This is a genomic window from Isoptericola sp. NPDC057559 (assembly GCF_042801555.1).
Taxonomy (GTDB): Bacteria; Actinomycetota; Actinomycetes; order Actinomycetales; family Cellulomonadaceae; genus Isoptericola.
This window is the reverse complement of sequence record NZ_JBHVFQ010000003.1, coordinates 22285-48260: the sequence shown is the minus strand read 5'-3', so window position 1 is coordinate 48260 and position 25976 is coordinate 22285. Positions and strand designations below refer to the sequence as shown.

Here is a 25976-nt window from a genome sequence, read left to right as displayed (position 1 = left end):
GAGCGAGTGCCCGGAACGGGTGATCCCCCGGGGAGCGGTCCGGGCGAGCGACTACTCTCGCCGCCATGCACAGCTCACCGGGCGCGTCGCCCGCACCCGGCGCGGCCGCGCTCGCCGCATGGCGGCCCCGACCGGGACGGGTGCCCCTCGCCGCCGTGGGGTCGGTGGTCCTCGTCGGTTCCGCCGCCCTGGCGGTCGCGCTATCGCCGGAGGACGACATCCCCCTCAGTGCGGCCGAGGTCGAGTCGCCCGACTACTGGCTCACCGGGCTGCTCGTCGGACTGCTGCTCGGGAGCCTGGTCGCCCTGTGGTTCTCCGTGCCGGCGGGGGCGTGGTGGGGCGCGGCGGCCCTCGCCGCGCCGTCGGTCGGGGAGGCCCCCGGCTCGGGAGCCTTCGTCGCCGGTCTGTCGGGCGCGGTCCTGCTGGCCTGCATCGGGTTGCTCGCGACGTCCCCGCGGCGCCACCAGGCCGCGGCGGCACGCGCGTGGTCCACCGCGCCGGTGCAGGTCCCCGAGCTGGCTCCCACGGGTCGTCGGATGGCCCAGCGATGGCGTGGGCCATGGACCGTCGCGGGCGTGTTGCTGGTCGTCGCAGCCGTCGGCGCGGCTGCCCTGTTCGCCCATGACCTGGCCGCAGACCGACAGTTCCGGGCCACCGCTCTCACGGCAGACGGCACCGTCGTGGAAATCTCGGACGACGGGTACGACGTCGTGGTGGACGTCGACGGGCTGCGCCTCAGCGTGTCGCCGCCCGAGTCCTCACCGGCGGTCGGCGACGTGGTGATCGTCCGGTATGACGGCTCGGGCCGGGCGGAGCTGGTGGACGACCCCGCCGACTCGTCGATCTTGCTCCTCGTCTCGGGGATCGGGATCGTCGGCGGCCCGTTCCTGCTGCTGCGGGAGGCCGGCCGCCGACGCCGCGTCACCGCGCTCCTGACCCACGGCGGACCCGCGATCCGCCTGCGGGCGAGCTGGGACCGCGACGACGAGGTCCTGCTCGCACCCGTCGAGGCGCCGCGCTCCCCCGTGCTGCGCACCGGACCGCTGGCGGGCCTCACCCCGATCCGCGACCACGCGCCCGACGCCCTTGCCGAGGACGACGGGGACGACGCCGACGACGGCCCCTACGGGCGCCCGGTGGAGGAGGTCACGGACGAGGAGCTCCTCGCGATCGCCCGCACCGGCTGGGAGGACGACGAACGCCCGGCGGACCCCGACGGTCCGCACCTCCCGCCGACCTGGGCCGGGACCGAGGTCCTCGTCGTGGGCCTCCACGACGACCGCGCGCCCCTCGCCCTCCGTGCGCCCGACGGGGCCTGGTACGTGACGGAGACCGGCCCGGCACCGGCCCGCCGGGGCCGGCGCGGCGGCGGCCGTCCCGCGTCGGCAGGAGCAGGCCGCATCGACGGAGCCGTGCTGGCCGTGGTGCGGAGGACCGGGCGGTGGGGCCCGTGGGTCGCCGTCCCCGCGGCGGCGACCGTGGGCTGGTGGCTCGCGCCAGGGACCGAGGTCTGGTCGGGGCTCGTCGGCTCGGCGCTCGTCGCCGGGCTGCTGCACGCGTGGTCCTGGTCGGCCACCGCCGCCCTGCGCGTGACCCCGCGTGGCCTCGTGGAGCACGGTGCCGTGCTCGACGCGAGGTACCCGTGGTCACGGGTGGCCGCGGTGCTCGCCGACCCCGGGGCGCTGGTGGTCCGGACCCGCGCGTCGAGCGTCGAGGAGCCGGACGCGCTCATGTTCGCCGTACCGCCCGACGGCGAACGACTACTGCCCGGGGTTTCCGACCCGCTCGTCGCGCGCGAGCGGATCCTCGCCGCGCGGGCGGCGGGCGCGGCGTCCGCGACTGCCGACACGGCGACGCGCCGGCGGCCGTCCCGGCCCACGATCGTCGCGGCGCTCGGCGCGGCCGCCTTCCTCCTCGCGGTGCTCGCGCGGTGAACGCACCACGCGCGAGGCCGGTTCCAGGCGATCAGTAGCGGGTGATCCCCCCGGGCCCGAAGCCCGTGCCGCCGGCCATCTTCTCGAGGCGGGCGATGCGGTCCGCCATCGGCGGGTGGGTGGAGAACATCTTCGCCATGCCCGCGCCGCGGAACGGGTTGGCGAGCATGAGGTGGGAGACGTTCTGCAGCTCGCGGGTCTGCGGCAGCGGGGCCTTGGCCGTGCCCGACTCCAGCTTGCGCAGCGCGGAGGCGAGCGCCATCGGGTCGCCGGTGAGCTTGGCGCCGTCCTCGTCCGCGTCGTACTCGCGGGTCCGGGAGATCGCCATCTGGATCAGCATCGCCGCGAACGGCGCGAGGATCGCCATCGCCAGCGCGGCGAGCGGGTTGCCGCCCTCGCGGCGGTCGCCGCCGCCGAAGATCAGCAGGAACTGCGCCAGCGAGGTGATGACTCCCGCCATGGCGGACGCGACCGACGACGTGAGGATGTCCCGGTTGTAGACGTGCATCAGCTCGTGGCCGAGCACTCCTCTCAGCTCGCGCTCGTCGAGCAGGCGCAGGATGCCCTCGGTGCAGCAGACGGCCGCGTTCTTGGGGTTGCGCCCCGTCGCGAACGCGTTCGGCGCCTGCGTGGGCGAGATGAAGAGGCGCGGCATGGGCTGGCGGGCTTCCGTCGAGAGTTCCCGCACGATGCGGTACATCTCGGGCGCCTCGAGCTCCGTGACCGGGTAGGCGTGCATCGCGCGGATCGCGATCTTGTCCGAGTTCCAGTAGCCGACGAACGTCGTGACCAGGCCGATCCCCACGAAGACGACGAGCATCCCCGCGCTGCCGCGGAAGAAGATCGCCCACAGACCGAGGACCACGGCCCACATGACGCCGAAGAGCGCCGCCGTCTTGAGACCGTTGAAGTGCTGGTGGCCCATGTGTCCTGCCGTCTCCTTCCGTGCGCCCTGCCCGGTGCACGCGCACCGGCAGGATCCCACGGGTTGAACGCGCCGACGGCCCGGGCGGTTCCCGCCCGGGCCGTCGTGTGGTCGGTCGCACTGTCGGTCGACCTGCCGGTCGCCGTCAGGACGTGGCGCGCCCCTTGGCGATGTCGAGCATCTCGTCGCGCGGCACGACCTTGATCCGCTCGCGCCCGTGGGGCTCGCCGAGGGTCTTCTCGTGCTCGTCGAGGAGCACGAAGTCGTCCCACTCGACGACGTCCACGCCGCGGTCGGCGAGGAAGTCGAGCACGGCCTGCGGGTCCGCCTGGGTCGCGGTGCGCCCGCCCTCGACGTCGCCGGTCGCGACGTCGCCGCCGTCGCCCACGCCCGTCACGTCCTCCACGAGGTGGCGGATCGTCTCGGACGCGTCCGACTTGGTGTGCCCGATGAGGCCGACCGGGCCGCGCTTGATCCAGCCCGTCGCGTAGACGCCCGGCAGGTGCTCGCCGTCGAGGTCGACCACGCGCCCCTCCCGGTTGGAGATGACGCCCTTGAGCTCGTCGAACGGGATCTCCGGCAGCGGGGAGCCGAAGTAGCCCACCGCGCGGTAGACGGCCTGCACGGGCCAGTCGTGGTGCTCGCCGGTGCCCTTGACGGTGCCGTCGCCCTGCAGGGCGGTGCGCTCGGTGCGCAGCGCGGTGACCTTCCCGTCCTCGCCGAGGATCTCGGCCGGCGCGTGCAGGAAGTGCAGGTGGAGCCGGCGGGACGCCTTCTGCGTGGCCGGGTCGACCAGGGTCCAGTCGGTGAGGGTCTTGACGACCTGCTTGGTCTGGTTGGACGACTCGACGGCGGCCATCGAGCCCTCGTCGAAGTCGTAGTCCTCCGGGTAGACCACGATGTCGACGTCGGGCACGTGGCCGAGCTCGCGCAGCTCGAGCGGCGAGAACTTCACCTGGGCCGGGCCGCGGCGGGCGAAGACGTGCACGTCCGTGACCGGCGAGGTCTTGAGGGTCTCGTAGACGTTGGCCGGGATCTCGGTGGGCAGCAGGTCGTCCGCGTGCTTGGCGAGGATGCGCGCCACGTCGAGCGCCACGTTGCCCGCGCCCAGGACGGCCACCTGCTGGGCCTCGAGCGGCCAGGTGCGGGGCACGTCGGGGTGCCCGTCGTACCAGGAGACGAAGTCGGCCGCGCCGTAGGAGCCGTCGAGGTCGATGCCGGGAACCGGCAGCTCGTGGTCCTTGATCGCGCCCGTCGAGAAGATCACCGCGTCGTAGAACTGGCGCAGGTCGTCGAGCTTGAGGTCGACGCCGTAGTCCACGTTGGCCAGCAGGCGGACGTCGCCGCGGCTCAGCACGCGGTGCAGCGCGGTGATGATCTGCTTGATGCGCGGGTGGTCCGGGGCGACGCCGTAGCGCACGAGGCCGAACGGCGCGGGCAGGCGCTCGAAGAGGTCGATGCTCACGTCGAGGTCGGTCTTCGACAGGATGTCCGCCGCGTAGATGCCGGCGGGGCCTGCGCCGACGATCGCGACGCGCAGAGGTCGGATGCTGCTCACTGCGGGGTACGCCTTCCGGATCGGTGATGCGTGGCGTTCGATTCTAGGAGGATTCTCCTGCGAACTGGTGAGGCTTACCTCACCTTCAGGGTCCAGCCTTACCCAGGGTGCCACAACCGTCTCATCCGGTGAACAGGTCGTCTCGCTTGGCGGTCACCGGTGCCGGGGGCATCCGACACACGACGGCGCGCCGGCCGTCACGGGGCGGTGGTCAGCTCGCGCACCGCGCGCTCCAGGTCCTCGCGCCCCGCCCCGCCGGCCGCCCGCAGCGGTCGGTACGCGGGCACCACGGTGACCGCAGCCGTCCCGTCCGCGACCCGCACCGCACCGGACTCGCGCGAGCCGTAGACGGCGCGCGCCTGCGCCACACCCGCCGGCACCCGGCGCACGACCCAGCGGGGTCCCTCCTCGCGGCCCACCCACACCTCGACGGCGCCGTTCCCCACGGCGAGGGCGACGGGGTTGCCCCCCATCCCCGAGATGCCCTTCGTGCGGACACCGGCCGCGCGCGCCTCGTCGAGCGTGTCCGCGGTCGTGAACGCCGGCACGACGACCGCGCCGGGCCGCAGCCGCGTGACGTGGTCCCGGACGGCGCCGGCCCGGCGCACGACCACCGCCAGGGCGACCACCAGGACGACCGCCACCACGAGGAGGGCGATCCAGATCACGGCGCCGTCGACGCCGTCGCGCGCGGCGGTGCTCGCGATGCGCACCACCGAGAGCGCCAGGAAGAGCACGAGCGCGGCGACGAACCACCGGCGTCGGGTACGGGAGTCCATGCTGCCTCCAGGGCGTCGTCTCGGGACGGTTCGGGGTCGCGCGCCACGGGACGCGGCAGGCGGGAGTGCGGCGGCGGGCGCCGCAGACGACGAGGGGCGGCCCGGAGTCCGGACCGCCCCTCGACCTCGGCCGGAATCAGCCGCGGATGCCCTGCGCGAGCTGCGAGTCCGCGTCGGACAGCGTCTGCGCGGCCTGCTCCAGGAACGACGCCATGCCCTCGAGGCCCTCGATGGCCTGCGTGGTACCGGTCGTGAACTCCTCGTAGGACGTCTGGAACGCGCCCGACGCCTGGTCGGTCACGAAGCCCGACGACACGAGGTTGTTCACCTGGGACTGCAGGTTGTGCAGGATGTCGGTCATCTGCTGCTGACCGTTGCGCAGCTGACCCGCCTGCGACCGCAGCTCGTCGTACGTGACGTTCATGTTCGCCATGAGAAAGCTCCTCGTTCTCGTCGGTTCCCGGCCGGCCCCCTAGCGGCCGATCCGTCGTTCCGTCGACGACCCTAGCGGGCGCCCCGAGCAGCCGTCGATGGGGAGGGCTCCCCATGCGCACGCGGTGCCACCCGGCGTCGTCCCCCGTAGGGAGGGGCCGGCGCCCGGTCGCGTACACCCCACCGCCCGGACGACGAAGGGGCGGCCCGGGAGTACCCGGACCGCCCCTCGACCTCGGCCGGAATCAGCCGCGGATGCCCTGCGCGAGCTGCGAGTCCGCGTCGGACAGCGTCTGCGCGGCCTGCTCCAGGAACGACGCCATGCCCTCGAGGCCCTCGATGGCCTGCGTGGTACCGGTCGTGAACTCCTCGTAGGACGTCTGGAACGCGCCCGACGCCTGGTCGGTCACGAAGCCCGACGACACGAGGTTGTTCACCTGGGACTGCAGGTTGTGCAGGATGTCGGTCATCTGCTGCTGACCGTTGCGCAGCTGACCCGCCTGCGACCGCAGCTCGTCGTAGGTGACGTTCATGTTCGCCATGGGAAGCTCCTCAGCTCATCGGTGGTTCGGCCGGCCCCCTAGCGGCCGATCCGTGGTGCGGTGACGACCCTAGCGGGAGCCCCGAGCACGCGTCGATGGGGAGGCCTCCCCATGCGCCGTGGGCCCGCGGGCCCGCTCAGGCGTCGCCGGGGCCGCCGCGCGCGAGGCGCGCCCGGCGCTGCCGCTCCAGGTGCGCCAGCCGCGCACGGCGCTCGTCGGGGGTCAGCGCCGTCAGCGGCCGGTCGTCGGGCGCGGCGTCGGCCGCACCGGAGAACCGACGGCGGAACGCCCGCACCCCCAGCACGAAGGACGTCAGGAGCAGCCCGACGGCGACGACGGCCGCCACCAGGTGCACCGTCCCGGACACCCCCGGCACGAGCGCCGCCACGGCGAAGGGCCACGCCAGGCCCGCGGGCAGCATCGCCAGGACGGTACGGCCGTCCACCGTCCATCCGGCGGCGTAGTACCGCATCACCCGGTCGGTGAACGGGCTGGGGCGCACGGGCTGCAGCGACAGCGCGACGCCCGTGAGCGTGGGCGGGCCGAAGGTGCTCCCCCAGGCGCCGTGGGTGGTGTACGAGAGCTTCTCGCCCCGGTAGCGGCGGTCGAGGCCGCGCCCCACGTACACGAACGACAGCACGGCGAGCGGCCAGGACGCGGTCAGCACGTGCCACCCGCCCGCGCCGACCGCCAGCGCCAGGACCGGCAGCGCGACGACCAGCAGGCCCAGCGCGCCCAGCGGGTCCGACAGCCGGTCCTCGACACCGGCCACGAGGCTCGCGGAGTCGACGAAGGCGAGGTACGGCACCGAGCCCACCAGGAGGAGCACCGCGATCAGCCAGATCGTCGTCCACACGACCCCGACCACCAGGTAGCCCAGCGGGCGCAGGGTCACGCTCCAGCGCGGGGGCGGTGCGCCGTCGCCCGCCGGCGCTCCCCGGCCGTCGGCCGTCGTTCCGGGCATGGTTCCTCCACGTCGGTCCGGCTCCGGGGTGCCACACTAGCGTCGGCACCGCGCCGCCGAGGCCGCGGACCCCCCGGGGTGCGTGCGGGACGACGGCGACGCGGCGCGGGTGGCAGCCCCCGCACCACCCGACCGACGAGACCGACGACAGGGACGGACCCGCATGAGCAGCAAGAGGGACAGGGAGCGCGAGGCCGCGGCGAACCAGGCCATGCGGCCGGCCACCTACGCGCTGGGCGCGGTCGTGGTGGCGTGCGTGCTCGCCGTGGTGCTCAGCGCCGCCGCACCGGACGCGTTCGCCGCGATCGGCGGCTGGGTCACCTTCGCCCTGGTCGTGGTCGCCGCCTGCGTCTGGGCCGGGCTGGCCGTCGTGCGCCGCACCCGCCGGAACGCCGCGCAGGACGACCCGGGCGCCTGACGCCCGGGCCTCACGGTCAGGCGGACGCCGCCCGCTGCTCGCCCTCGGCCGCGGCGGCGTCGTCGTCCATGAACTCGATCGAGTCGACGATCTCGTCGAAGAGCACCGCGAACGGCTCCGCCGACGGGATGTCCGTGACGTTCACGCGGACGAAGAGCATCCGTGCAGGGTCCTTCGGGTGGGGCATGTGGTACTCGAGGCGCATGGTCAGCACGTCGACCGCGTCGTCCCCCTCGCCCGCCTGGCCCTGCGACATCTCCACGACGCGGGCGGCCGGGCGGCCGTTGCGCTGCACGGCGACCTCGCCCTCGGGGTAGGCCGCGCGCAGCGCCCCGGCGTAGTCGCCGTCGGCCAGCAGCGGGGCCGCCGCGGCGGGCCACTCGTCGTCGAACATGAGGATCGCGGCCGGGAACGGCACGCCCGGGGCGAGCTCGAGGGACATCAGGTACGTGTGCACGCCGATCGACACGGCGTCGCGCGCCGTCGCCAGCAGCTCGTCCAGCGCCTGGCGCCGCATCCGCGCCAGCCGGTCCGCGGTGCCCACCTGGCGACGGACGAGGCGCTTGATGAACGCCGTGGCCTTCTCCGGTGACTCCAGCGGGATGCTCACCCACGTGCCGGGCACGATGATCCGCACCACGCCCCCGAGCACCTTCAGCTCGGGTGCCGCCGCCTGCGTCATGCCGTCTCCGTCTCCACCGTGAGCCCCACGAGCAGGTCGAGAATCTCCTGGGGCATGTCGTCGAACGTGCCCACGCTACGCGCGACGGCGGTCACCTCGACCATGTCCGGGGTGGCGGGCGGGAAGACGCCGAGCACGACGCGCTCCTCGAGCACGCCGCTGGCGTCGTCGCCGAGCTCCCCGAAGTGGGTGATCATCGCGTGCAGCCCCTCGACCGCGCCCGAGTCGCTGGTCCCGTCGAACCGGCTCGCGAACGCGTAGTCGTGCTCCTGCGAGCTCTCCACGCCGGCCGCGAGCTGCGCCGCGAACTCCTCCTGGGCGAGGTCGGGCTGCGCCGTCACGGTCACCATCGCGTCGACGACGCCGAGCTCCGGGCGCCGCACGAGGGCCGCGGTGACGAGCCCGGGGATCCCCGTGTCCGCGACCGCGCGCCCGACGTCCTCCAGCTCGGCGGCCAGGCTGGTGGCGAGCTCCTCGGCGGGGACGTCGAGGCCCCCCGAGGTGCCCGCCTCGGCGACGATCCCCGCCGCCGTCGACCGCGCCCAGTCCCCGACCAGGTCCGGTGCCTCGGTCGGGACGGCGTACCAGGACTCCGGCAGCCGCAGCTCGAAGCCCGCGATGCGCCGGGTCACCAGGACCCCGCCACGTAGCCGTTGTTGCCGAAGACGTCGTTGAAGCCGTCCATGGCGCCGTGCACGTTGCCGGCACCGCCGGAGATCTTGCCCCAGCTGCCGCCCGCGCCGCTCGAGGCCAGCGAGTTGCCCTCGCCGTACGAGCCCCAGCCGTCGCCGCCGGCGATGGCCATGCCGAGCCGGGCCGAGTTGTTGGCCAGGCTCGCCGTCTGGTGGAAGACGGCGCCGACCGTCGCGACGGCCTGCGTCGCGCTGGTGACCCCGTCGATCCGCAGGCCGGTCATGTTGAAGTGCGAGACCATGTCGATCACGTCGTCGTTGCCCATGGCGAAGCGCGCCGCGCCGTCCTTGTAGGGCAGCGGGAAGTTCGACTTCTGCCACGACTTGAACGCGTTCTTGTAGAGCCCGTTCTTGACCATCCCGGCCACGGCCTTGTCGCCCGCGGACCGCACGAACGGGGACTTCAGGACCTCGGTCACGCGCTGGCCCTTGGTCATCGCCATGGTCTTGCGCGAGCTCTTGAGCAGCGCGCTCCCGAACTTCAGCTTCGACGCCCGGCTGCTCATCCGGGCGGAGGTCTGCACCACCGAGCGCGCCTTCGCGTACTTGGCGAACGACCCGATCGCCTTGCCGCCGAAGAGGCCCATCACGCCGAGGCCGACGCCGAGGAGCATCTCGCCGAACCCGATGTCCCCCCGCGCGAACTTCACGATGTTCTCGATGATGGAGATGATCGAGCCGATCGCGGCGAGGACCAGGAGGATCTGGCCCAGGATCGGGACCCAGGACAGGAAGATCGCCAGGATGCCCGCGATGTCGCAGATGATCTTGAAGACCTTGTAGATGCCCTTGACGACGTTCTTGACCTTGTCCCAGGTGCTGTCCTTGAGGCCGTTGACCTTGTCGCCGCTCACGACCTCCTCGATCTTGCCGATCGCGGTGCTCGCCGCCCGGTTCTTGGCGTCGTGGCCGTCGTTCCAGTAGCCCTCCTGGACGGCGATGTCGCCCTCCAGGTCGTGCACGGCGCCGTTCGCGGTCCGCGCGGAGTTCTTCGCCTCGCTCTTCTCGGCGTCGGTCGCGTCGTCGGGCAGGTCGTCGACCCCGTCGTTCGCGCCCCGCGCCGTGGACTGCGCGTCGACGAGCTGGTCGCGCAGGGTCCGGAGCCGCGCCGCCGCCGGGTCCGCCTCGTTCTGCGCGCTGCGCAGGGCGGCCCCGTAGGTCGTCAGCGCGTCGCCCGTGTACGAGTAGCGCTCCTTGGCCTTCTCGATGTCCTCGCGCACCTCGCCGGCGAGCTTGCGCGTGGCCTCCATCGACTTCGCCGTGGTGTTCGTGTCGTCGACGATCTGCTGGAGGGTGCTGACCGACCGCCCGATCGCCTCGGCGAGGTCGGTGTACTTGCGGCCCTTGGTCTGGACGACGTCAGCCTCGCCGTCCAGCTCCTGCCACTGGGTGTCCGCCATGTTCCTGGGTCCCCCTACTTCTTCGCCGCGTCTTCGAGCGACTTGGCCAGCTCGGTGTCGATCTCCGTGAAGGTGTCGGCGATCTGCCCGATGATGTCGGACAGCTTCTTGACGTTCTCGAGCATCTCGCCGCGCTTGATCTCCCACTTGTCGGAGAAGTCGTTGACGCGGTCGCGCAGGTCGTCGTGACCCGTCGCCTTGGCCGCGGCCTCCGCGTTCGAGTCGGCGTTCTCCAGCTCCGTCGAGATCGCCTTGAGGTCGTCCTTGAGCGTCCTCAGCTGATCCATGTCGATCGACAGGTCGTACCCGGCCACAGCTCCCCCTCGTCCTGTGCAGCTCGTCGTCCGGCCGCCGGGCAGCACCGTAGCCGAGGGCGACGGCACGGGTCGATGGGGAGACCTCCCCATCGACCCGCCCGGCCGCCCCTCAGTCGTCCAGGACCAGCGGCAGCTGCACCCGCGTGTGCTTGCCGCGGGCGATCCACGCGCCCCGGCCCACCGGGAACTCCCCCTTGGCGGCGCGCGGCAGCGACGTCTTGAGGATGGTGTCGCCGTCGAGGTTCTCGGGCTGCAGGATGAGGCCGCGCCGGCCGTTCTTCACCTCGCCCAGCAGCGGCCAGGTCGCGGACCAGCCGGCCGTCTCCGCCTCGGCGACGAGCAGGTGGTCGCTGCCCCGGATCGCCTTGGTGAGGTCCTGGATCGGCTTGTCCGCCGGGGACTGCAGGTACTCGTTGATGCCCTCGATCAGCACGACGATCCCGGGGTCGACGTCCTCGTCCTGGACGGCGGCGAGCAGGTCGGTGGCGAGCGCCTTGACCTTCTCCACCCCGGTGGCGACCTCCGTCCACGGCAGCTTGTCGGCGATCGCCGACCGGCCCTGCGCGAAGAGGTACATCCGCGCGTCCGGGTTGGCCCGGAGCACGGCCCGCGCGATCGCGACGAGCGCGTTGCTGCGCCCCGACCCGGGCGGGCCGGCGACGACCATCGTGCCCGTGGGCTCGAACGGCACCGGCCCGAGGGTGATGCCGTCCAGGCCCAGCACCGGCTGCCCGTCCACCCGCGGCGGCAGCTCGCCCGCCCCGTACTCGGTGGGCAGCACGCGGACGTCGGGCGCCGGGCGCACGCCCGCCGCCAGCATCGACTGGCCCAGCTTCTCCGTCGCGGCCGCCTGAGCGGACACCGACGTCGTGCCGCCGATGACGGCGACCTGGACCTCGAGCCCGTCGACGAGCGCGCGGCCGTTGGGCGAGCTCGAGGTGATGACGTCGCGGGGGGCGTTGAACGCCAGGTACCCGTCGTCGGTCATCCGCAGCAGCAGGTTGCGCTGCACCATCGAGCGCACGTACGTGGGGACCGCGCCCGAGCGGTCGGCCGTGAACACGACGTGCATGCCGAGGGCGCGGCCGTCGTTGAGGATGTCGCGGAAGACGTCGAACCACTCCGCGCGGCCGGCGCCCACCTCGAAGTCGTCGCGGAAGCCCGGGAACCCGTCGACCAGCAGCAGGATGCGCGGCACGTCCGCGCGCCCCGACAGCTGCCGGTACTCGGTGACGCTCGACGCCGACACCGCCGCGAACGCCTCGCCGCGGCGCTGCAGCTCGTCGCGCAGCATGCGCATCAGGCCGACCACGCGCTCGACGTCGTCGCCGCGCGCGATCGTCCCGACGTGCGGCAGCGACGACAGCATGCGCAGCGCGCCCGCCGCGAAGTCCAGGCCGTACACGTGCACGGGGCCGCCGCGCGGGGTGATGCCCGCGGCCGCGGCGAGCGTGCGCAGCGCCGTGCTCTTGCCGGCGCCGCCCGTGCCGTACACGCCCAGGTGTCCGTCGACGTCCGGCACGAAGTACACGGGCCGCTGCGCCTGCTGCTCGGGGATGTCGGCCACGCCCAGCAGCAGCTCGGTGTCCGTGCGCTGGTGCAGGCGCGTGAGGTCGTACGCGTCGGCCATCGAGTCCAGCCAGGGACGACGAGGCACGGGCAGGCGGCCCGCCTCGAACGCCTCGGTGACCCGCGCGACCAGGCGCTGCTGGTCGTTGGGGCCGAGGTCGAGCCCGTCGTCGACGACGGCCGACGGGTCGACGGGCTCCTCCCACCGCTCCTCGCGGCCGAAGTGCAGGCCCGCGACCTCGATCGCGGCCCGCTCCGGGGCCCGGCTGCTCCACGCGCCCGCGTACCCGGACTGGAACGCCTGCAGGCGGCCCGGGCCCGTCTTCACCACGCCGCGGCCGGGGATGGCCGGGTCGATGTGCGCCGCGTCCTTGATGTCGACGACGTCGCTGGAGTCGGACTCGTCCGCCATGCGGAGCGCGACGCGCAGGTTCGTGTTGGCGCGCAGGTTGTCCTTGATGACGCCCGCGGGGCGCTGCGTGGCCAGGATCAGGTGGATGCCGAGCGAGCGGCCGCGCTGGGCGACGTCCACGACACCGTCGACGAACTCCGGCACGTCGCCCACCAGCGCCGCGAACTCGTCGATGACGATGACGAGCGCGGGAGGCGTCTCCGGGTCGCCGCGCTTCTCCAGCTCGAGCAGGTCCTTGACCTTCTTGCGGTTGAAGAGGTGCTCGCGGTGGTGCAGCTCGGCGCGCAGCGACGTCAGCGCCCGCAGCACCAGGTGCTGGCTGAGGTCCGTCACGAGGCCGACGCAGTGCGGCAGCTGGACGCAGTCGGCGAACGCCGACCCGCCCTTGTAGTCCACGAACAGGAACGTGACCCGGTCCGGGCTGTACTCCGCCGCCATCGCGAGCACCCACGCCTGCAGGAACTCGGACTTGCCGGCGCCCGTCGTGCCGCCCACCAGGGCGTGCGGGCCCTGGGAGCGCAGGTCGAGGTGCTGGGCGTCCAGACCCGCCGAGCCGACGATGGCGCGCAGCGAGCCGGCCCGCTTGCGCGGCACGGCCTGGGTGCGGTCGTAGACCGACAGGTTCTGCCGCCAGCGCTCCAGCACGGCGCCCGGGTCCTCGAACAGGTCGTGCCCGAGCAGCGCGGGCATCGTCACCGAGCGGGGCAGGTCGGACGAGTCGGCGACGATCGCGCCGGCGTCGAACACGGGGGCGAGCCGGCGGCCGTAGTCGAGCGCCGTCGACGCGTCGACCTCCTCGAGCTCGACGTCGTCCACCCAGCGGCCCAGGCGCACCATGCCGACGCGCGGGCCGTGCTCCCCCAGGTCCACGAACGTGCGGCACGCCGCCGGCAGGTACGCGGTGTCCGCGGAGATCCACAGCGGGTAGACCCCCGCGTCCGGGCCCTGCTCCGCGAGCTGCACGAGGCGCGCGCGGTCCACGTCGATGTCGTCCGAGATCACGACGACGACCGCGGGCACGGGCGACTTCGTCCCCGCCTCGGCCTTCTTGCCGCCGACGTCGGAGCCCCGCTCGAGGGCGGCGTCGTCCTCGTCGATCGCCCCACGCCGCTGGGCGCCGCCGCGCGCCGCCCGCAGGCGGGTGGTGACGAGCTCCTCGAGCTCCGCGACCAGCCGCGCCGCGCCGCTCGCGGAGTCGGCGAGGTGGTGCCCCTCGATCGGGCTCTGCGGGGAGGACGTGTGCGGGATCCAGGTCAGCCACTGCAGGTGCTTGGTCCACACCGGGCTGACCATGCCGGTGACGACCAGCTCCGCCGGCGAGTGCAGGCCGGTGAGCTGCAGCAGCGTCGCGTTGAGGCTGCCGGCCACCGCCGCGGGCGGGCCCGCGAAGCCGAGCGCGCCGGCGTCGTACAGGTTCTCCACCACGGGCACGCCCGACACGTTCTCGTGCCGCTCGACCACGGCGTCCAGGCGGTCCTGGTACTCCTTGATCATCGAGCCCTTGGCGGAGTCCTTCACCGTGTTGCGCGACGGCATCGTGCCGATGCCGAACCGCACGTTGAGGAAGCTCCAGTGCTCCGGGCGGCGGGTCCACAGCATCGGGCCGTGCCGCATCGCCTCCGCGAACACGTGCGGCGTGGCCGGGGCCTCGCGCAGGCGCACCGAGCGCTCGGTCTCCTCCTCGCCGCCCAGCGCCTCGCGCAGCGCGTCGAGCCGCTCCTCGAAGCGCGCGATGTCGCGCTCCTTGCGCTTCCTGGTCTGCATGTTCCGCGTGAGGTAGTTGCCGACCAGCATGATCGGCGAGAGCGCGATGAAGACCAGCGACATCATCCCGCGACCCATCGCGAGCATGAACCCGCCCATGAGGACCGGGGCGAGCATCGCCAGCAGCGGGAACGGCTGCGGCTCCGTCTCCGCGGGCACCTCGGGGGCGTCGAACTGCTCGCCCTTGTACCGCGCCTCGACGCGCGGCGAGCGGGTGAACGGGACGGGGCCGGCCTTCGGCGCCACCCCCTGGAGCGTCTGCGGCTTGCGGCGCTCGATCGTCATCACCGTGTCGCCCACGGTGACGCGCTGGCTGCCCTCCACGCGCAGGCGCTGCACGTGCGCGCCGTCGACCAGGAGGCCGTTGGCCGAGCCCAGGTCGACCACGTCCACGACGTCCGAGACGTCCAGGCGCAGGTGCTGCTTCGACACGAGCGCGTCGCTCAGCACGACGTCGCAGCCCGGCGCGCGGCCCAGCACCCAGCTGCCCTCAGGCAGGTCGATGACGCCGCCGTCCGAGAACCGCAGGGTGGCGCGCACGTCGCGCGAGGGCTGGTAGTCGAAGCCCGGCCGGTCGAGGTCGACGATCGCGACCTCCGCGCCCGAGCCGATCCACGCCTCGCCGAGCGCGGCGTCGGCCGGCAGCCGCACGGGCCGGTCCTGCCCGGGCAGGCGGGCCTCCAGCGTGCGCCGCCGGCGGTCCGTCTCCTCCGTGCCGGACGGGTCGACGCGGGCGATCGTCGAGGCGACCTCCCCGATCGTCGCGCCCGCGTCCGCGGTGACGACGACGTCGTCGTGCGTGGTGTCGGGGCGCCGGAGCGTCACCTTGACGCGCATCGCTCTCCTCGGTTCGTTCGGTCAGGTTCTGTCCGGCGGCCGAGCGGCCGGCGGGGGACGTCGCGGGGTCAGCCGCCCCGGCCGCGGCGCGTGAACGCCAGGACCACGGCCGTCACGGCCGCGACCACGACCGCGCTCAGGCCCACGACGCGCCAGGTCGCGGGGTCGGTCAGCTCGCGGCCGATCGCGCGGTAGAAGTCGAGGGGATCGCCGGTGCCCACCCCGTCGGCGAGCACGCCGGTCACCACCACGATCACGAACGCGATGGCGGCGCCCCCGATCGCCGTCACCACGACGAGCTGCCAGGGCTCGGGGCGCTGGCGGCGGGTCACTCGGCGTCCTTCGGGTCGCCGTCCGACGGCAGGTCGAGCAGCGGCAGGTCGTCGGAGGTCACCAGCCGGGACGCCACCGCGTACTCGACCAGGCGCGCGCGGCGGTTGGTCGCGAGCCCGCCCGACCCGCCGCGCAGGCCCTTCACGCCCACCCGGTCGAGCTTCTCGCACACGTTGTCGAGCTTGCGGTTGAAGCGCGTCGTCGTCCACCCGAGGCGCGCCGCCGCCTCGGCGGAGGACGGGATCTCCGACAGGCCCGTGCCGTCCCGCTTGAGCATCGGCTCGCAGAGGGCCACCACGAGCTGGCGCTGGCTGACGGTGAACGGGATCATCCCGATCGTCGTCGCCCCGCCCTCGGGCTCCTCCGACCGGATCTCCGCGTACGGCGCGGGGCTGAGCGCCGCGAGCAGCTCGTAGGTGGTCGGCCCGGCCGTGAACACGATCGACGTGTTCGGGAAGACGATCGGCAGCGACGTGCCCGGCGAGAGCCAGGACTGCACGCCGCCCGCCGCGTCGCACACGGTGGCGGACAGCCGGTTGCCGACGTTGCCCAGCCACCACAGCCCCGACGCGTGGGTGAGCTGCAGGAACCGCCGGTGCAGGTACGGGTTGTCGTCCAGCGCGAGGTCGCCCTCGCGACCGATCTCGAACACCGAGCCCGGCTCGGGCCGGAACCACTCGCCCGCGAACTCCACCGCCAGGTCGCTCATCCCACGCACACCCCCTGCGGCTGCACCGAGAACGCGCCGCTCCGCACGACGACGACCTCGACGCACGTCTCGCCGGACTTCTCCTTCGGCACCGTGACGGTCGGCTCGGTCACCTTCTGGTAGTGCGCCTCCCCCAGGGCCTTGGCCTCGCGCCAGCCGTACGCGTCGCCGTCCTGCGGGTCCGGGTTGGTCCAGGTGAAGACGACCTTGTCGCCCTTCGCCTTGCCCTCGAGCTCGGTGACCGACGGCACGAGGCCGCCCAGGTTGTCCGCGGGCGGGGCCGGGTCGTCGCCCTGTCCCGTGGCGACGGGCGTCACCGGGTCCTCGGGCGACTCCCCGTCCGGCCACAGCACGACGGCGAGCGTCACGACCAGCGCGGTCACCAGGACGGCCAGGCCCACCACCAGGCCGACGACCACGCCGCTGCGGCGCGGCGCGGGCGCCTCGGCGGGGGCGGCCGGGGCGTCGACCCGGGCGGGCGCCGCGGGCGCCATCGAGCGGTGCACCGTGTCGCCGAGGTCGTCGGCCAGCGCGGGCGCCGTGCCGGTGACCGTCGACGCCGTCGGGGCCGGGACGGACGACGTCCAGGCGGGTCGGGGCGGGGCGGCGGTACCGGTCGCCGCGAGCGCGGCGGCCGCCGCGGGCCCGCGCGGGTCGACCGACACGACCTCGCGGAGCCGGGTGCCGACCTCGTCCTCGTCGCCCGGGGCGTCGCCGTCGTCGTCGCGGACCTGGCCGCGGTCGTCGAGGAGGTCGATCGGCGTGACCGCGAAGGACAGCTCGGTCTGCACGGCCTGGAGGGCGCGGGCGAACGCGAGGGACGTCGGGTACCGCGCCTCGGGGTTCTTCGCCATCGCCGTGCTCAGCACCCGCTCGAGCGAGGCGGGCACGTCGTTGCGGCCCGTCTGCTGCAGCGGCGCCGACTCGATGCGCGCCACCAGGTCCGCGCTGGAGTTCGACCCGCCCGGCACCTCGAACGGCGTGCGGGAGGCCAGCAGCGAGTACGTGGTCGCGGCGAGGCCCCAGACGTCGGTGGCCACGCCCGTGCGCGGCGGCTCCGCGAACGACTCCGGCGGCGACCACGGGATGGACATGCCCTCCGCGCGGCCGGCGTCGTCCAGCGTGGACGAGATGCCGAAGTCGGTCAGCGCGGGGTGCCCGTACTCGGTGACGAGGATGTTCGCCGGCTTGATGTCACGGTGCAGGATGCCGGCGCGGTGCGACGTCTCGACGGCGCCCGCGACCTGCACGGCGATCCGCAGCACGTCGGGCACGCTGAGCCGCTCGCTGCGGTAGCGCGCGCCCAGGTTCGGCCGGGAGCAGAACTCCATCGCGAGGAACGGACGGCCGTCGGAGGCGACGTCCGCCTCGTACATCGTGACGATGGACGGGTGGGTGGACAGCGTGGCCATGAGGTCGGCCTCGGCCTCGAAGGCCTCGCGCTGCCCCTCGTTCGTCCACTCGTGCAGCAGGACCTTCACGGCCACCCGACGACGCGGTCGGCGCTGCTGGTAGAGGAAGACGTCCGAGAAGCCGCCCGACCCGATGAGGGAGACGTACTCGAACCCCTCGATCTCCGGCGGCGGTGACGGTGGACGCTTGCGGCTCACTCAGAGGATCCCTTCGAAGGTCAGCGTCACGTCGTCACCCAGGTCGACGACGTCGCGCGAGACGACCATGACCGGCTCGCCCGGGTGCAGCCGCAGCGGCGGCTGACCCGACCGCAGCAGCGTGGTGCCGTTCGTCGTGCTCATGTCGCTGACCAGCACGTGCCAGCCCTCGAGGCGCACCTCGACGTGGGAGCGGGAGATGTCCTGCTGCGGGCTCGGCACCGTGACCAGCCGCGGCAGGTCGTCGCCGGAGGCCCGCGGCGAGCGCGGCTTGCGCCCGACGACGACCGGCCGGTCGAGCGTGACCCGGGGGCCGCCGGACACGCCCATCGTCCCGAGCGGCGGGCGCGGCACCTGGCGCGCCTCGCCCACGAGCGACTGCCCGCAGGTGGCGCAGTCGTCGCGCTGGGGCGGGTTCGGGTGACCGGCGGTGCAGGACCGCGCGAGGATCATCGGCCGGCCGGGAGCGGGCGCGGACGCGAACGCCGGCCCGGGCGGGACGGGCGCGCCGGGCACGCCCGTGGCCGGCGCGGCGGCCTGCGGCCCCGGCGCGGAGGACCGCAGGTCCGCGATGGCGGAGGACAGCACCGTGCTGCCGTCGATCTCGTCGGCAACGCCGTCGGCCGCCGGCTCCGCCGGCGCGCCGGGCACGGGGGCGGGCGGCACGGGGGTGGCCGGCGCAGGGGCGGCCGGGACCGGTCCCGACGGGCCGGGCGCCGCGGCGGGCTCCGAAGCCTGCGGGGCGGGGACGGCGGAGACGATCGCGGCGGGCGCCTCGGACGCCGGCGCGGCCTCGGGCTCGCCGTCCTCCTCCTCGTCCTCCCCCGGGGGGCGGACGGCGGCGGCCTCGACGGACGAGTGCACCGTCGAGCCCCACAGGTGCCCGTAGCCGGTGGTCTCCTCCAGCGGCGGCTCGTCGCCGGCGCCGCCCGCGGCAGCGGGGAGGTCGGCCGCCCCGGCCGCGTCCGCGGCGTCCTCGGCGGGCCCGTCCACGGCGTCGTCGGCGCCGACCGGCACCACCGTCAGGCTCGGCACCATCGTGGCCTCCGGCGCGATGGTCGCCTCGGCGACCGGCACGCCGTCCAGGACGGGGAGGGTCGGCGGCGCGGGTGACACCGGGCTCGACACCGGGCTCGGCACCGGGCTCGGCACCGGGCTCGGCACCGGGCTCGGCACCAGGGGCGTCGACGGCGCGGGCGGCTCGACCGGCTCGGGCGTCGCCGGGCCGGACGGCGCGGGCGTCGGCACCGCCGCCCCGCGCACGAGGGGCGGCGGCGCGTCGTCCTCGGCCGCCGCGTCGTCCTCCCAGGGCTCGCGCACGCGCTCCGGGTGCCGCACCGGCGCCGTCGGCAGGGCGTCGCCCGTCAGCCGCGCGCCGACCGACGTCACCAGGGTCACGCCCGCGTCCAGCGGGAGCGCGCGGGCGTCCACCAGGTGCGAGGGCTCGGCCACGCCCACCTGCACGGACAGGTCGATCACCTCGTCGAACGTGCGCTCGGCCCAGGTGGTCACCCCCTCGCCGGAGACGTGCTCGCGCCCGCCCGCACGGTCGATGGTCACGGACGTCGCGCCGCGGCTGGCGACCTGCACCCGCCGCCCGTCGGCGACGGCGATCGCGAACGGCGGCAGCGAGGCGAGGCTCGCGCCGAACGACCCGGTGAGCACCTCCAGCACCGGGACCACCCCGCCGCCGTCCCCGAGCCTCGTCCACAGCTCGTCGACCAGCTCCGGCGTCACCTTCTCCGGCAGCACCACCACGGCACCACCTCGGACCACGGCATACGCCGGGCCGATCACGTAGCGCACGGTCACGTCATGGCCCCCTTCCACGGCGACCGCCGGGGCACCGTGTCCTCGTCGTCATCGCGGCCCGCGCGCCCGTCCCTCGGCGCCGTGCTCTCCAGGGCCTCCGTCAGCCCCGTGGCGTCCACCACGATGACGGTGATGTTATCCCGGCCGCCCGCGACGAGCGCCTCGCGGACCAGCCGCTCGGCGGCCACCTGCGGGTCGGCCTCGACGAGCAGCACCTCGGCCACCCGCCGGTCGGTCAGCTCCGCGGTCAGCCCGTCGGAGCACACGAGCATCCGGTCCCCCGGGTGCACGGGCAGGAACCAGAAGTCCGGCTCCGGGTCGTCCGGCGCACCGAGCGCGCGCGTCACGACGTGCCGGCGCGGGTACGTCAGCGCCTGCTCGGGCGTGAGCCGGCCGGCGTCCAGGAGCTCCTGGACCTCCGAGTGGTCCACGCTCACCTGCTCCAGCACGCCGTCCGCGCTGCGGTAGGTCCGGGAGTCGCCCATGTTGACGACCAGCCAGTACGGCTCGCCCCCCTGCTCGGTGAGCACCACCCCGGCGAGCGTCGTGCCGGCGCCGCGGCCGGGCGCGGTCTCGATCGCCCGCACGGCGTCGTGCGCGGCGCGCACACGGCCCCGCACGGCGTCCACCCCGACGACGTCGGCGTCGCCGAGCGGCGTGAGCGCCTCGACGGCGGCGGCGCTCGCCACCTCCCCGGCGTCGTGCCCGCCCATGCCGTCGGCGACGAAGAAGACGGAGCCCCCCGCGAGGTAGGAGTCCTCGTTGAGCTTGCGGCGCGCGCCCTGGTGCGTCGCCGCACCCCACAGCAGCCCGAGGCTGACGGGAACGGTCATGCGCCGGCGTCCTGCCCGACGACGGTCAGGCGCCGCGCGCCCGCCTGCACGACCCAGCCCGCGCCCACCGTGACCGGCCGGCCGGCCGAGAGCTCCTGCACCGCGCCGGCGGGGTCGATGACCGCGCTCCCGTTGGTGCTGCCGAGGTCGGTGACCTGCAGCCCGCCGGCGGACGGCACGAGCTCGAGGTGCGTCTTGGACACCGAGCGCGTCGCGTCGTCGACGCGCAGCAGCGTCGCCGGGGCCCCGCCGTCCTGCTGCGGCGCCCGACCGACGAGCGTGCGGGTCGCGACGTGCACGCGGCGGTCCGGGTCGACCTCCACGACGATCCGCGGCGGGGCGCTGCCGTCGCCGGCGCTGCGCCGCGACGACACGCTGAACCGCGTCGCCTCGAGGTCCTCGAGGTCGTCCGCCTCCGGGGCGGGCTGCACGGGCGCGGGCAGCGGCGCGGGCGGCGCGGCCGGCTGGGCCGGCGCCTGCACGGGCGTCGCCGGCGGGACCGGGCCCGCCGGGGCGGCGGGGGTCCCGGGGGCGCCGCGGTGCACCGTGTGCGCCTCGATGCCGGACAGCCCGTCCCCGGCCGTGCCGGCGGGTGCGGCCGACCCCGGCACGCCGGTGATCACGCCGCCCGCGGGGAGCTGCTCGCGCCCCTCGCCGCCGGGGAAGGCCCACGGGTCGGGCGACGCGCCGGCCGCCGGGGCGGGCGCGCCGCCGGGGCTCGCGGGCGAGGCGGGCGCGAAGCTGCGCGGGGTCTCGTTGCGGACGTCGCGCACCAGGCTGCGGGCCGCCTTGTCCTGCCAGCCCTGGCGGCGGCCCGACGCGTCGAAGGTGGGCGAGACCAGCACCAGCACGGTCCCGACGAGCGGCACGACGCCGCTCAGCGCCAGGACGAGCCAGCGCAGCAGCCCGCGGCCCGCGCCGATCGGGCCGCCGCCCTCGGCGGAGACCGTGCGGATCCCGAGCAGGCTGTTCCCGACGGTGCGGCCGGCGAGGCCGTCCCACAGCGCCAGGCCGACCCAGCCGGCGAGGCCCACGAGGCCGGAGACGAGGGCGACGACCGTGTACGCGCCCATCAGCTCCTGCGCGGCCGCCGCCTGCCCCATGGTCGTCGTCGCCGCGGCGAGGTCCGCGACGCGCGCCGGCAGCCGGGTGGCGACGACGACGACCGTCGCGACGATGCCCGACAGCACGGAGAGCGTCAGCAGGTCGAGCAGGTACGCCCCGGCGCGCCGGCCGACACCGGCCAGCGGCGGCTCCGCCGGCCGGCCCGGTGCGACCCCGGGCGCGCCGGCGGCGGCCTGCACCAGGCCGGCGGGCGCCCGGCGCGTGCGCTCGCGCAGCTCGGGCTCCGTCGTCACCTCCAGGCTCCCCGTCGGGGGGCCGGAGGCCGCGGGCGCGCGGTAAGCGGTCGCCACCGTGGGCGTGCCGCACACGGAGCAGAACGCGCCGCTCTGCTCGGTGGCACCGCAGGCGGTGCACGTCGTGGTCATCGATCCTCCTGCCGCCGGGCGCGCTGCTTGCGGCGACGCGCGCGCGCCATCCTGTCATGCACCGGGCGGACGACGGCCCGCCCTGCCTGGGCGAACACCCCGGGAACCGCGGCGACCCACCCGCGCAGCACGGCGGGCAGCGGCGGGGCGTCCGCGCCGCGCACCGAGCGCAGCGACAGCCGCGCGGCGACCCGGCGGCCCCAGGGCACGCCGGCACGCATCTCGCCCACCGCCTGGTCCACGTCGGCCCAGTACTGCGTGACCTCGTCGTCGGTGGGCGTGCCCGACCCGAAGACCGAGGCGTCCGCGCGGTGCGCGAGCAGCACCGTGCCCGAGGTCGACTCCGGCAGCTTCTCCGCCAGCAGGCGGGCGCCCTCGCGGCGGGTGGCCGCGCGGGGCACGCCCGCGCCGAGGTCGGTGGCGACGTCGACGACCTCGCGCCAGCCGCCGCTGACCCGGTCCGCGACCACGGGGGCCGTGCGACGGCCCCGGCGCCGGCGGCGCTTGAAGCCGAGGATCAGCAGCAGCGGCAGCGCGAGGATCGCGAGCGGCACGCCGACCGTGACCGCGATCATCATGACCTGGCGCCAGTCGATCGCCGACTGGTCGTCGTCCTGGTCGTCCTCCTCGACGTCGCCGGCCTCCGCCTGGGGCGGCTCCTCCGGCGACTCGGGCGTCTCGAGGACCGGCGGCTTCGGCACCTGCTTGGAGCGCGGCAGCGGCTCGACCTTGTTGTCCTCGTCGGGGATCACGTCGAACGGGACCCAGCCGTAGCCCTCGAACGGCACCTCGACCCAGGCGTGCACGTCCTCGCCCGTGACGACGTACGGCTCGCCCGCCTTGACGGTGTCCTTCTCCGGGTAGAAGCCCATGACGACGCGCGCCGGCACGCCGGCCTGCTGCGCCATGAGGGCGAACGCGGTGGCGAACTGCTCGTCGTCGCCCACCATCTCGTCCTGCGCCAGCAGGGCGTCGATGCGCGCGGCCGAGTGGCCGGGGCGCGACGGCGGCTGGTTCTCCAGGCCGCTGGAGTACACGCCCGTGGCCTTGAGGGTGTCGCGGATGTTGGTGAGCCGCTCGAACGGGTCCGTCGCGTCGGCCGCGAACTGGGCCGACTTCGCCGGCACGGCGTCGGCGACGTCCTGCGGCTTCGGGAGCGCGACCTGCTCGATCGGTGTGGAGGCAAGCGTCTTCTCGTCCGGCGGCGCGGCCACGACGGAGTCGATCTCGTAGCCGTCGCCGGGGCGCAGGCCCGCGGTCGTCAGCGCCGTGCCCGACGTCGCGTTGTAGTAGGTGCCGGCCGCGAGCTCCGCGGCGCGGTCGCCCGTGAACCGGATGCCGGCGAGCTGGCCGACGTCGGGCACCCACACGCCCGAGTAGCCCAGCACCGTGACGTCGACCGGGGTGCGCGTGCCCGCCGCGACCGTGTCCACGACCTCGCCCGCGCGGTTGAACACGCCCGTGGCACGCCCGCTGGACGCGTCGTAGACGGTGCCGGCGTAGGTGTCGAGGGTCGCGAGCCGCACGCGGCCGCCCTCCGGCAGGCCGTCGACGCTGAACAGCTCGGTCTCCGCCAGGTCCTTCGTGTAGTGCCGGAAGCCGACCAGCGGGCTCGTGTACTGGTGCAGGTCGAGCGGCGGCGTGATCATCTCGCGCAGCGCCAGGCGCTCGCCCTGGGCCACCTGCGGCGCCACCAGGACGGCGGCCACGCCGCCGAGCGCGAGCAGCACCGCGCCGCCGCGCACGCGCTGCGCCCGCAGCCGGCGGGTGGCCGAGCGGCTCGCGTCGGACAGCAGGCGGTTGGCGCCCATGCGGCTCTCCGCCGCGCGCCACGACGCCCACAGCAGGCCGACCACGGCCACGACGAGGCCCTGGGCCAGCGGGTAGGCCGGCAGGATCGTGCCGAGCAGCCCCACCCCGGCCAGCGCGACCACGACGGGCAGCAGCGCCCACGCGGCGCGGCGCGCGCGCCACGCGATCGTGCCCGCCAGCACCGCCGCCAGGTACAGCAGCAGGTACGGCACCACCGCGAGGTCGGGGAACGACGCGATCGGCGGCACCGTCGTGACGAACGCCTTCCAACCGTGCACCGCGCCGACCGCGAGCTCCCGCAGCGTGTCCAGCGACGGGACGACCCCCGCGATCGCGGTGCCCGGCAGCGCGAGCACGCCGCCGAACAGGAAGTAGGCGAGCACGGTCGCGGCGCTCGTGAGCAGCACCGACCAGCGCAGCCACGCGCCGAGCCAGGCGACGAGCAGGCCGAGCACCGCCCCGCCGACCGCCGGCAGGAGGTACCCGGTGGTGCCCCAGGCCGGCGCGAAGCCCACCGCGACCACGCCGAGCAGGGCGAGCAGCACGACGCCGTCCACCGCGCCCGCGGCCGTCACGGCCCGCCGGCGGTCGTCGCGGCGTCCCTTGGCGCGGGTGGTCCCGGCGCGCACCGAGGTGCGCGAGGTGCCGCCCGTGCGCGACGTGCCGCCCGTGTGCCCCGTGCTCCCGGTGGTACCGGTCGGCCCGGCGTGCGAGGTCCGGTCGTCCGGGTCCTCGGCGGGGGCGTAGCCCTCAGTCATTCATCCTCCGCAGCGCGTTCGGCAGGTCCGGCAGCTCGCCGAGCGTGAGCACCTGCATGTCGGCCACCCGGCCCCTGCTCACCTTCGCCCCCGGCACGCACTGCATCGCCACGAGGCGGGCGTCGACGGGCAGGCGCACGGCGGCGGCACGCAGGTCGGTCGGGGTCACCCGGCTGCCCACGACCACCGCGACGACGGACGCGTCGGTCACCGTCGCGGACGCGACGCGCGCCACCTCCGCGAGGCTGGTGCGGGCGGGCTGGAGCTCCAGCCGGGTCAGGTCGTCCAGCAGCCGCGTGCGGTGGTCCCCCCGCACCCGGCCTCGCTGGACCAGCACGGTGAGGCCGCCGTCCTCGCGGATGGCCTGCAGTCCCAGCGAGCCGCACACCGACACCGCGAGCTCGAACTCCTCGGGGTCGGCGTAGTCCTCCTCGCGCGTGGAGAGGATGACCGCGAGGCGCGAGCGGCGCGTCTCCTCGAACTGCCGCACCATGAGCTGGCCCGTGCGGGCCGTGGACTTCCAGTGGATGTGCCGGCGGTCGTCGCCCGGCACGTAGTCGCGCAGCGCGTGGAACGACACGTCCGAGTCGGAGATGTCGGGGGTGACCCGGCCCTCCAGGTCGTGCAGCAGGCCCGTGGACGACCCCGACAGCGGCAGCGTGCGGGGATGCACGAACAGCTCCTCCGGCTCCGTCCACGTGAGCTCGCGGCGCAGCAGCCCGAGCGGGTCGGCGCGCACGGAGCGCACCGGGCCCAGGGGGATCACCGCGCGGCGGTGCGTCGGGACGGCGAAGATCTCCTCGTGCTCGCTGTCCGGGCGCAGGCGCGGCACGGGGAACGTGGCGATGCCCTGCCCCACCTGGAGCTCCATGACGGCGGGCAGCATCGTGCGCGACGAGCCGTTGCGCACCAGCAGGCGGCCGACGGCCCGGTCCCCCACGACCACGCGGCGCGACGCGACGTCGAGCGTCACGTCGTAGCGCAGGCGCCCGAGGACGAACACGACCGCGCCGAGCAGCGCCACCGTCACGGTCACCGCGACGACGGCCCACTCCTCCCAGCCCAGCACCACGCCGGCCCACCAGGCCGCCGCGGTGAGCACGAGGACGGCCCACCCGAACGCGGACACGACGCCCAGGACGGGCGTGGTGCGCGCCCAGGCGCGGCCGGCGACGGAGCGGACCGCGGCCGCGGCGCCGGCGCCCGCGCCGCGCGCGCCCGCCAGGAGGCGGCGCGTCGTGCGGCGGGGCGCCCTCGGGGCGGCCGAGGCGTCCTGCTCCGGGGTCGAGGGGGCGTCCTGCGCGGCAGGCGCGTCCGTCTCCCGTTCGGTGGTGGTCGTCATGGGGTTCTCCCCTAGTTCCTCGCTGTCGGACCGGGTGCGCGGTCAGGCCGGG

Annotated in this window: 21 protein-coding genes; 2 read left to right on the top strand and 19 right to left on the bottom strand. The window is 74.9% G+C overall.

Translation table 11 applies throughout. The annotated features are described in order from the left end of the window. The first annotated feature begins 65 nt into the window (after nt 1–65). Nucleotides 66–1934 carry a hypothetical protein gene (locus tag ACFU5J_RS05160; RefSeq protein WP_430578041.1) on the top strand — a complete coding sequence of 623 codons (1869 nt, stop codon included), beginning with the start codon at nt 66–68 and terminating at the stop codon, nt 1932–1934. A 31-nt stretch (nt 1935–1965) separates the two neighbouring features. Here ACFU5J_RS05160 and htpX read toward each other — a convergent pair whose 3' ends face one another. From htpX to ACFU5J_RS05130, 6 genes are all read right to left on the bottom strand, one after another. Continuing rightward, complete coding sequence (gene htpX, locus ACFU5J_RS05155) at nt 1966–2859, bottom strand: zinc metalloprotease HtpX (RefSeq protein ID WP_430578040.1); 894 nt, start codon at nt 2857–2859, stop codon at nt 1966–1968. Nucleotides 2860–3004: 145 nt separating this feature from the next. Continuing rightward, a complete protein-coding gene (locus ACFU5J_RS05150; protein WP_430574543.1) occupies nt 3005–4417 on the bottom strand; it encodes an FAD-dependent oxidoreductase in 1413 nt (470 codons plus the stop codon). Between the two features lie 197 nt (nt 4418–4614). Next, nucleotides 4615–5196: a hypothetical protein gene (locus ACFU5J_RS05145; protein ID WP_430578039.1), complete on the bottom strand. Its 582-nt coding sequence runs from the start codon at nt 5194–5196 to the stop codon at nt 4615–4617. Between the two features lie 136 nt (nt 5197–5332). After that, a complete protein-coding gene (locus ACFU5J_RS05140) occupies nt 5333–5629 on the bottom strand; it encodes a WXG100 family type VII secretion target (RefSeq protein WP_430574541.1) in 297 nt (98 codons plus the stop codon). 244 nt (nt 5630–5873) lie between these two features. After that, nucleotides 5874–6170, bottom strand: coding sequence for a WXG100 family type VII secretion target (locus ACFU5J_RS05135; protein WP_430574541.1), 297 nt, complete (start codon nt 6168–6170; stop codon nt 5874–5876). Nucleotides 6171–6306: 136 nt separating this feature from the next. Continuing rightward, nucleotides 6307–7134 (bottom strand): hypothetical protein, encoded by an 828-nt coding sequence (locus ACFU5J_RS05130; protein ID WP_430578038.1) that lies wholly within the window; start codon nt 7132–7134, stop codon nt 6307–6309. Nucleotides 7135–7297: 163 nt separating this feature from the next. Here ACFU5J_RS05130 and ACFU5J_RS05125 point away from each other — a divergent pair, with 163 nt between their 5' ends. After that, a complete protein-coding gene (locus ACFU5J_RS05125; protein ID WP_430574539.1) occupies nt 7298–7552 on the top strand; it encodes a hypothetical protein in 255 nt (84 codons plus the stop codon). A gap of 16 nt (nt 7553–7568) precedes the next feature. Here ACFU5J_RS05125 and ACFU5J_RS05120 read toward each other — a convergent pair whose 3' ends face one another. The 13 genes from ACFU5J_RS05120 to ACFU5J_RS05060 form a co-directional block, all read right to left on the bottom strand. Then, the gene (locus ACFU5J_RS05120; RefSeq protein ID WP_430574538.1) at nt 7569–8234 is read right to left on the bottom strand and encodes a hypothetical protein; all 666 of its coding nucleotides are present in this window, start codon (nt 8232–8234) and stop codon (nt 7569–7571) included. Continuing rightward, a complete protein-coding gene (locus tag ACFU5J_RS05115) occupies nt 8231–8866 on the bottom strand; it encodes a hypothetical protein (RefSeq protein ID WP_430578037.1) in 636 nt (211 codons plus the stop codon). The genes ACFU5J_RS05120 and ACFU5J_RS05115 overlap by 4 nt, the downstream gene beginning before the upstream one ends. Further along, nucleotides 8863–10326: a hypothetical protein gene (locus tag ACFU5J_RS05110; protein WP_430574536.1), complete on the bottom strand. Its 1464-nt coding sequence runs from the start codon at nt 10324–10326 to the stop codon at nt 8863–8865. The genes ACFU5J_RS05115 and ACFU5J_RS05110 overlap by 4 nt, the downstream gene beginning before the upstream one ends. Before the next feature lie 14 nt (nt 10327–10340). Further along, on the bottom strand, nt 10341–10613 hold the full coding sequence (locus ACFU5J_RS05105; RefSeq protein WP_430574535.1) for a hypothetical protein: 273 nt from the start codon (nt 10611–10613) through the stop codon (nt 10341–10343). Between the two features lie 139 nt (nt 10614–10752). After that, complete coding sequence (locus ACFU5J_RS05100; protein ID WP_430578036.1) at nt 10753–15225, bottom strand: FtsK/SpoIIIE domain-containing protein; 4473 nt, start codon at nt 15223–15225, stop codon at nt 10753–10755. Nucleotides 15226–15293: 68 nt separating this feature from the next. After that, a complete protein-coding gene (locus ACFU5J_RS05095; RefSeq protein ID WP_430578035.1) occupies nt 15294–15557 on the bottom strand; it encodes a hypothetical protein in 264 nt (87 codons plus the stop codon). Then, complete coding sequence (locus tag ACFU5J_RS05090; protein ID WP_430574532.1) at nt 15554–16267, bottom strand: hypothetical protein; 714 nt, start codon at nt 16265–16267, stop codon at nt 15554–15556. Before ACFU5J_RS05090 ends, ACFU5J_RS05095 begins: the two co-directional genes overlap by 4 nt. Further along, the gene (locus tag ACFU5J_RS05085; protein WP_430574531.1) at nt 16264–17877 is read right to left on the bottom strand and encodes a serine/threonine-protein kinase; all 1614 of its coding nucleotides are present in this window, start codon (nt 17875–17877) and stop codon (nt 16264–16266) included. Before ACFU5J_RS05085 ends, ACFU5J_RS05090 begins: the two co-directional genes overlap by 4 nt. Further along, nucleotides 17878–19689 (bottom strand): hypothetical protein, encoded by a 1812-nt coding sequence (locus tag ACFU5J_RS05080; RefSeq protein ID WP_430578034.1) that lies wholly within the window; start codon nt 19687–19689, stop codon nt 17878–17880. Continuing rightward, a complete protein-coding gene (locus ACFU5J_RS05075) occupies nt 19686–20522 on the bottom strand; it encodes a PP2C family protein-serine/threonine phosphatase (protein WP_430574529.1) in 837 nt (278 codons plus the stop codon). Before ACFU5J_RS05075 ends, ACFU5J_RS05080 begins: the two co-directional genes overlap by 4 nt. Beyond that, the gene (locus ACFU5J_RS05070) at nt 20519–22012 is read right to left on the bottom strand and encodes an RDD family protein (RefSeq protein WP_430578033.1); all 1494 of its coding nucleotides are present in this window, start codon (nt 22010–22012) and stop codon (nt 20519–20521) included. Before ACFU5J_RS05070 ends, ACFU5J_RS05075 begins: the two co-directional genes overlap by 4 nt. Beyond that, the gene (locus ACFU5J_RS05065; RefSeq protein WP_430574527.1) at nt 22009–24582 is read right to left on the bottom strand and encodes a transglutaminase family protein; all 2574 of its coding nucleotides are present in this window, start codon (nt 24580–24582) and stop codon (nt 22009–22011) included. The genes ACFU5J_RS05070 and ACFU5J_RS05065 overlap by 4 nt, the downstream gene beginning before the upstream one ends. Continuing rightward, on the bottom strand, nt 24575–25924 hold the full coding sequence (locus ACFU5J_RS05060; protein WP_430574526.1) for a DUF58 domain-containing protein: 1350 nt from the start codon (nt 25922–25924) through the stop codon (nt 24575–24577). The genes ACFU5J_RS05065 and ACFU5J_RS05060 overlap by 8 nt, the downstream gene beginning before the upstream one ends. Nucleotides 25925–25976 lie beyond the last annotated feature (52 nt).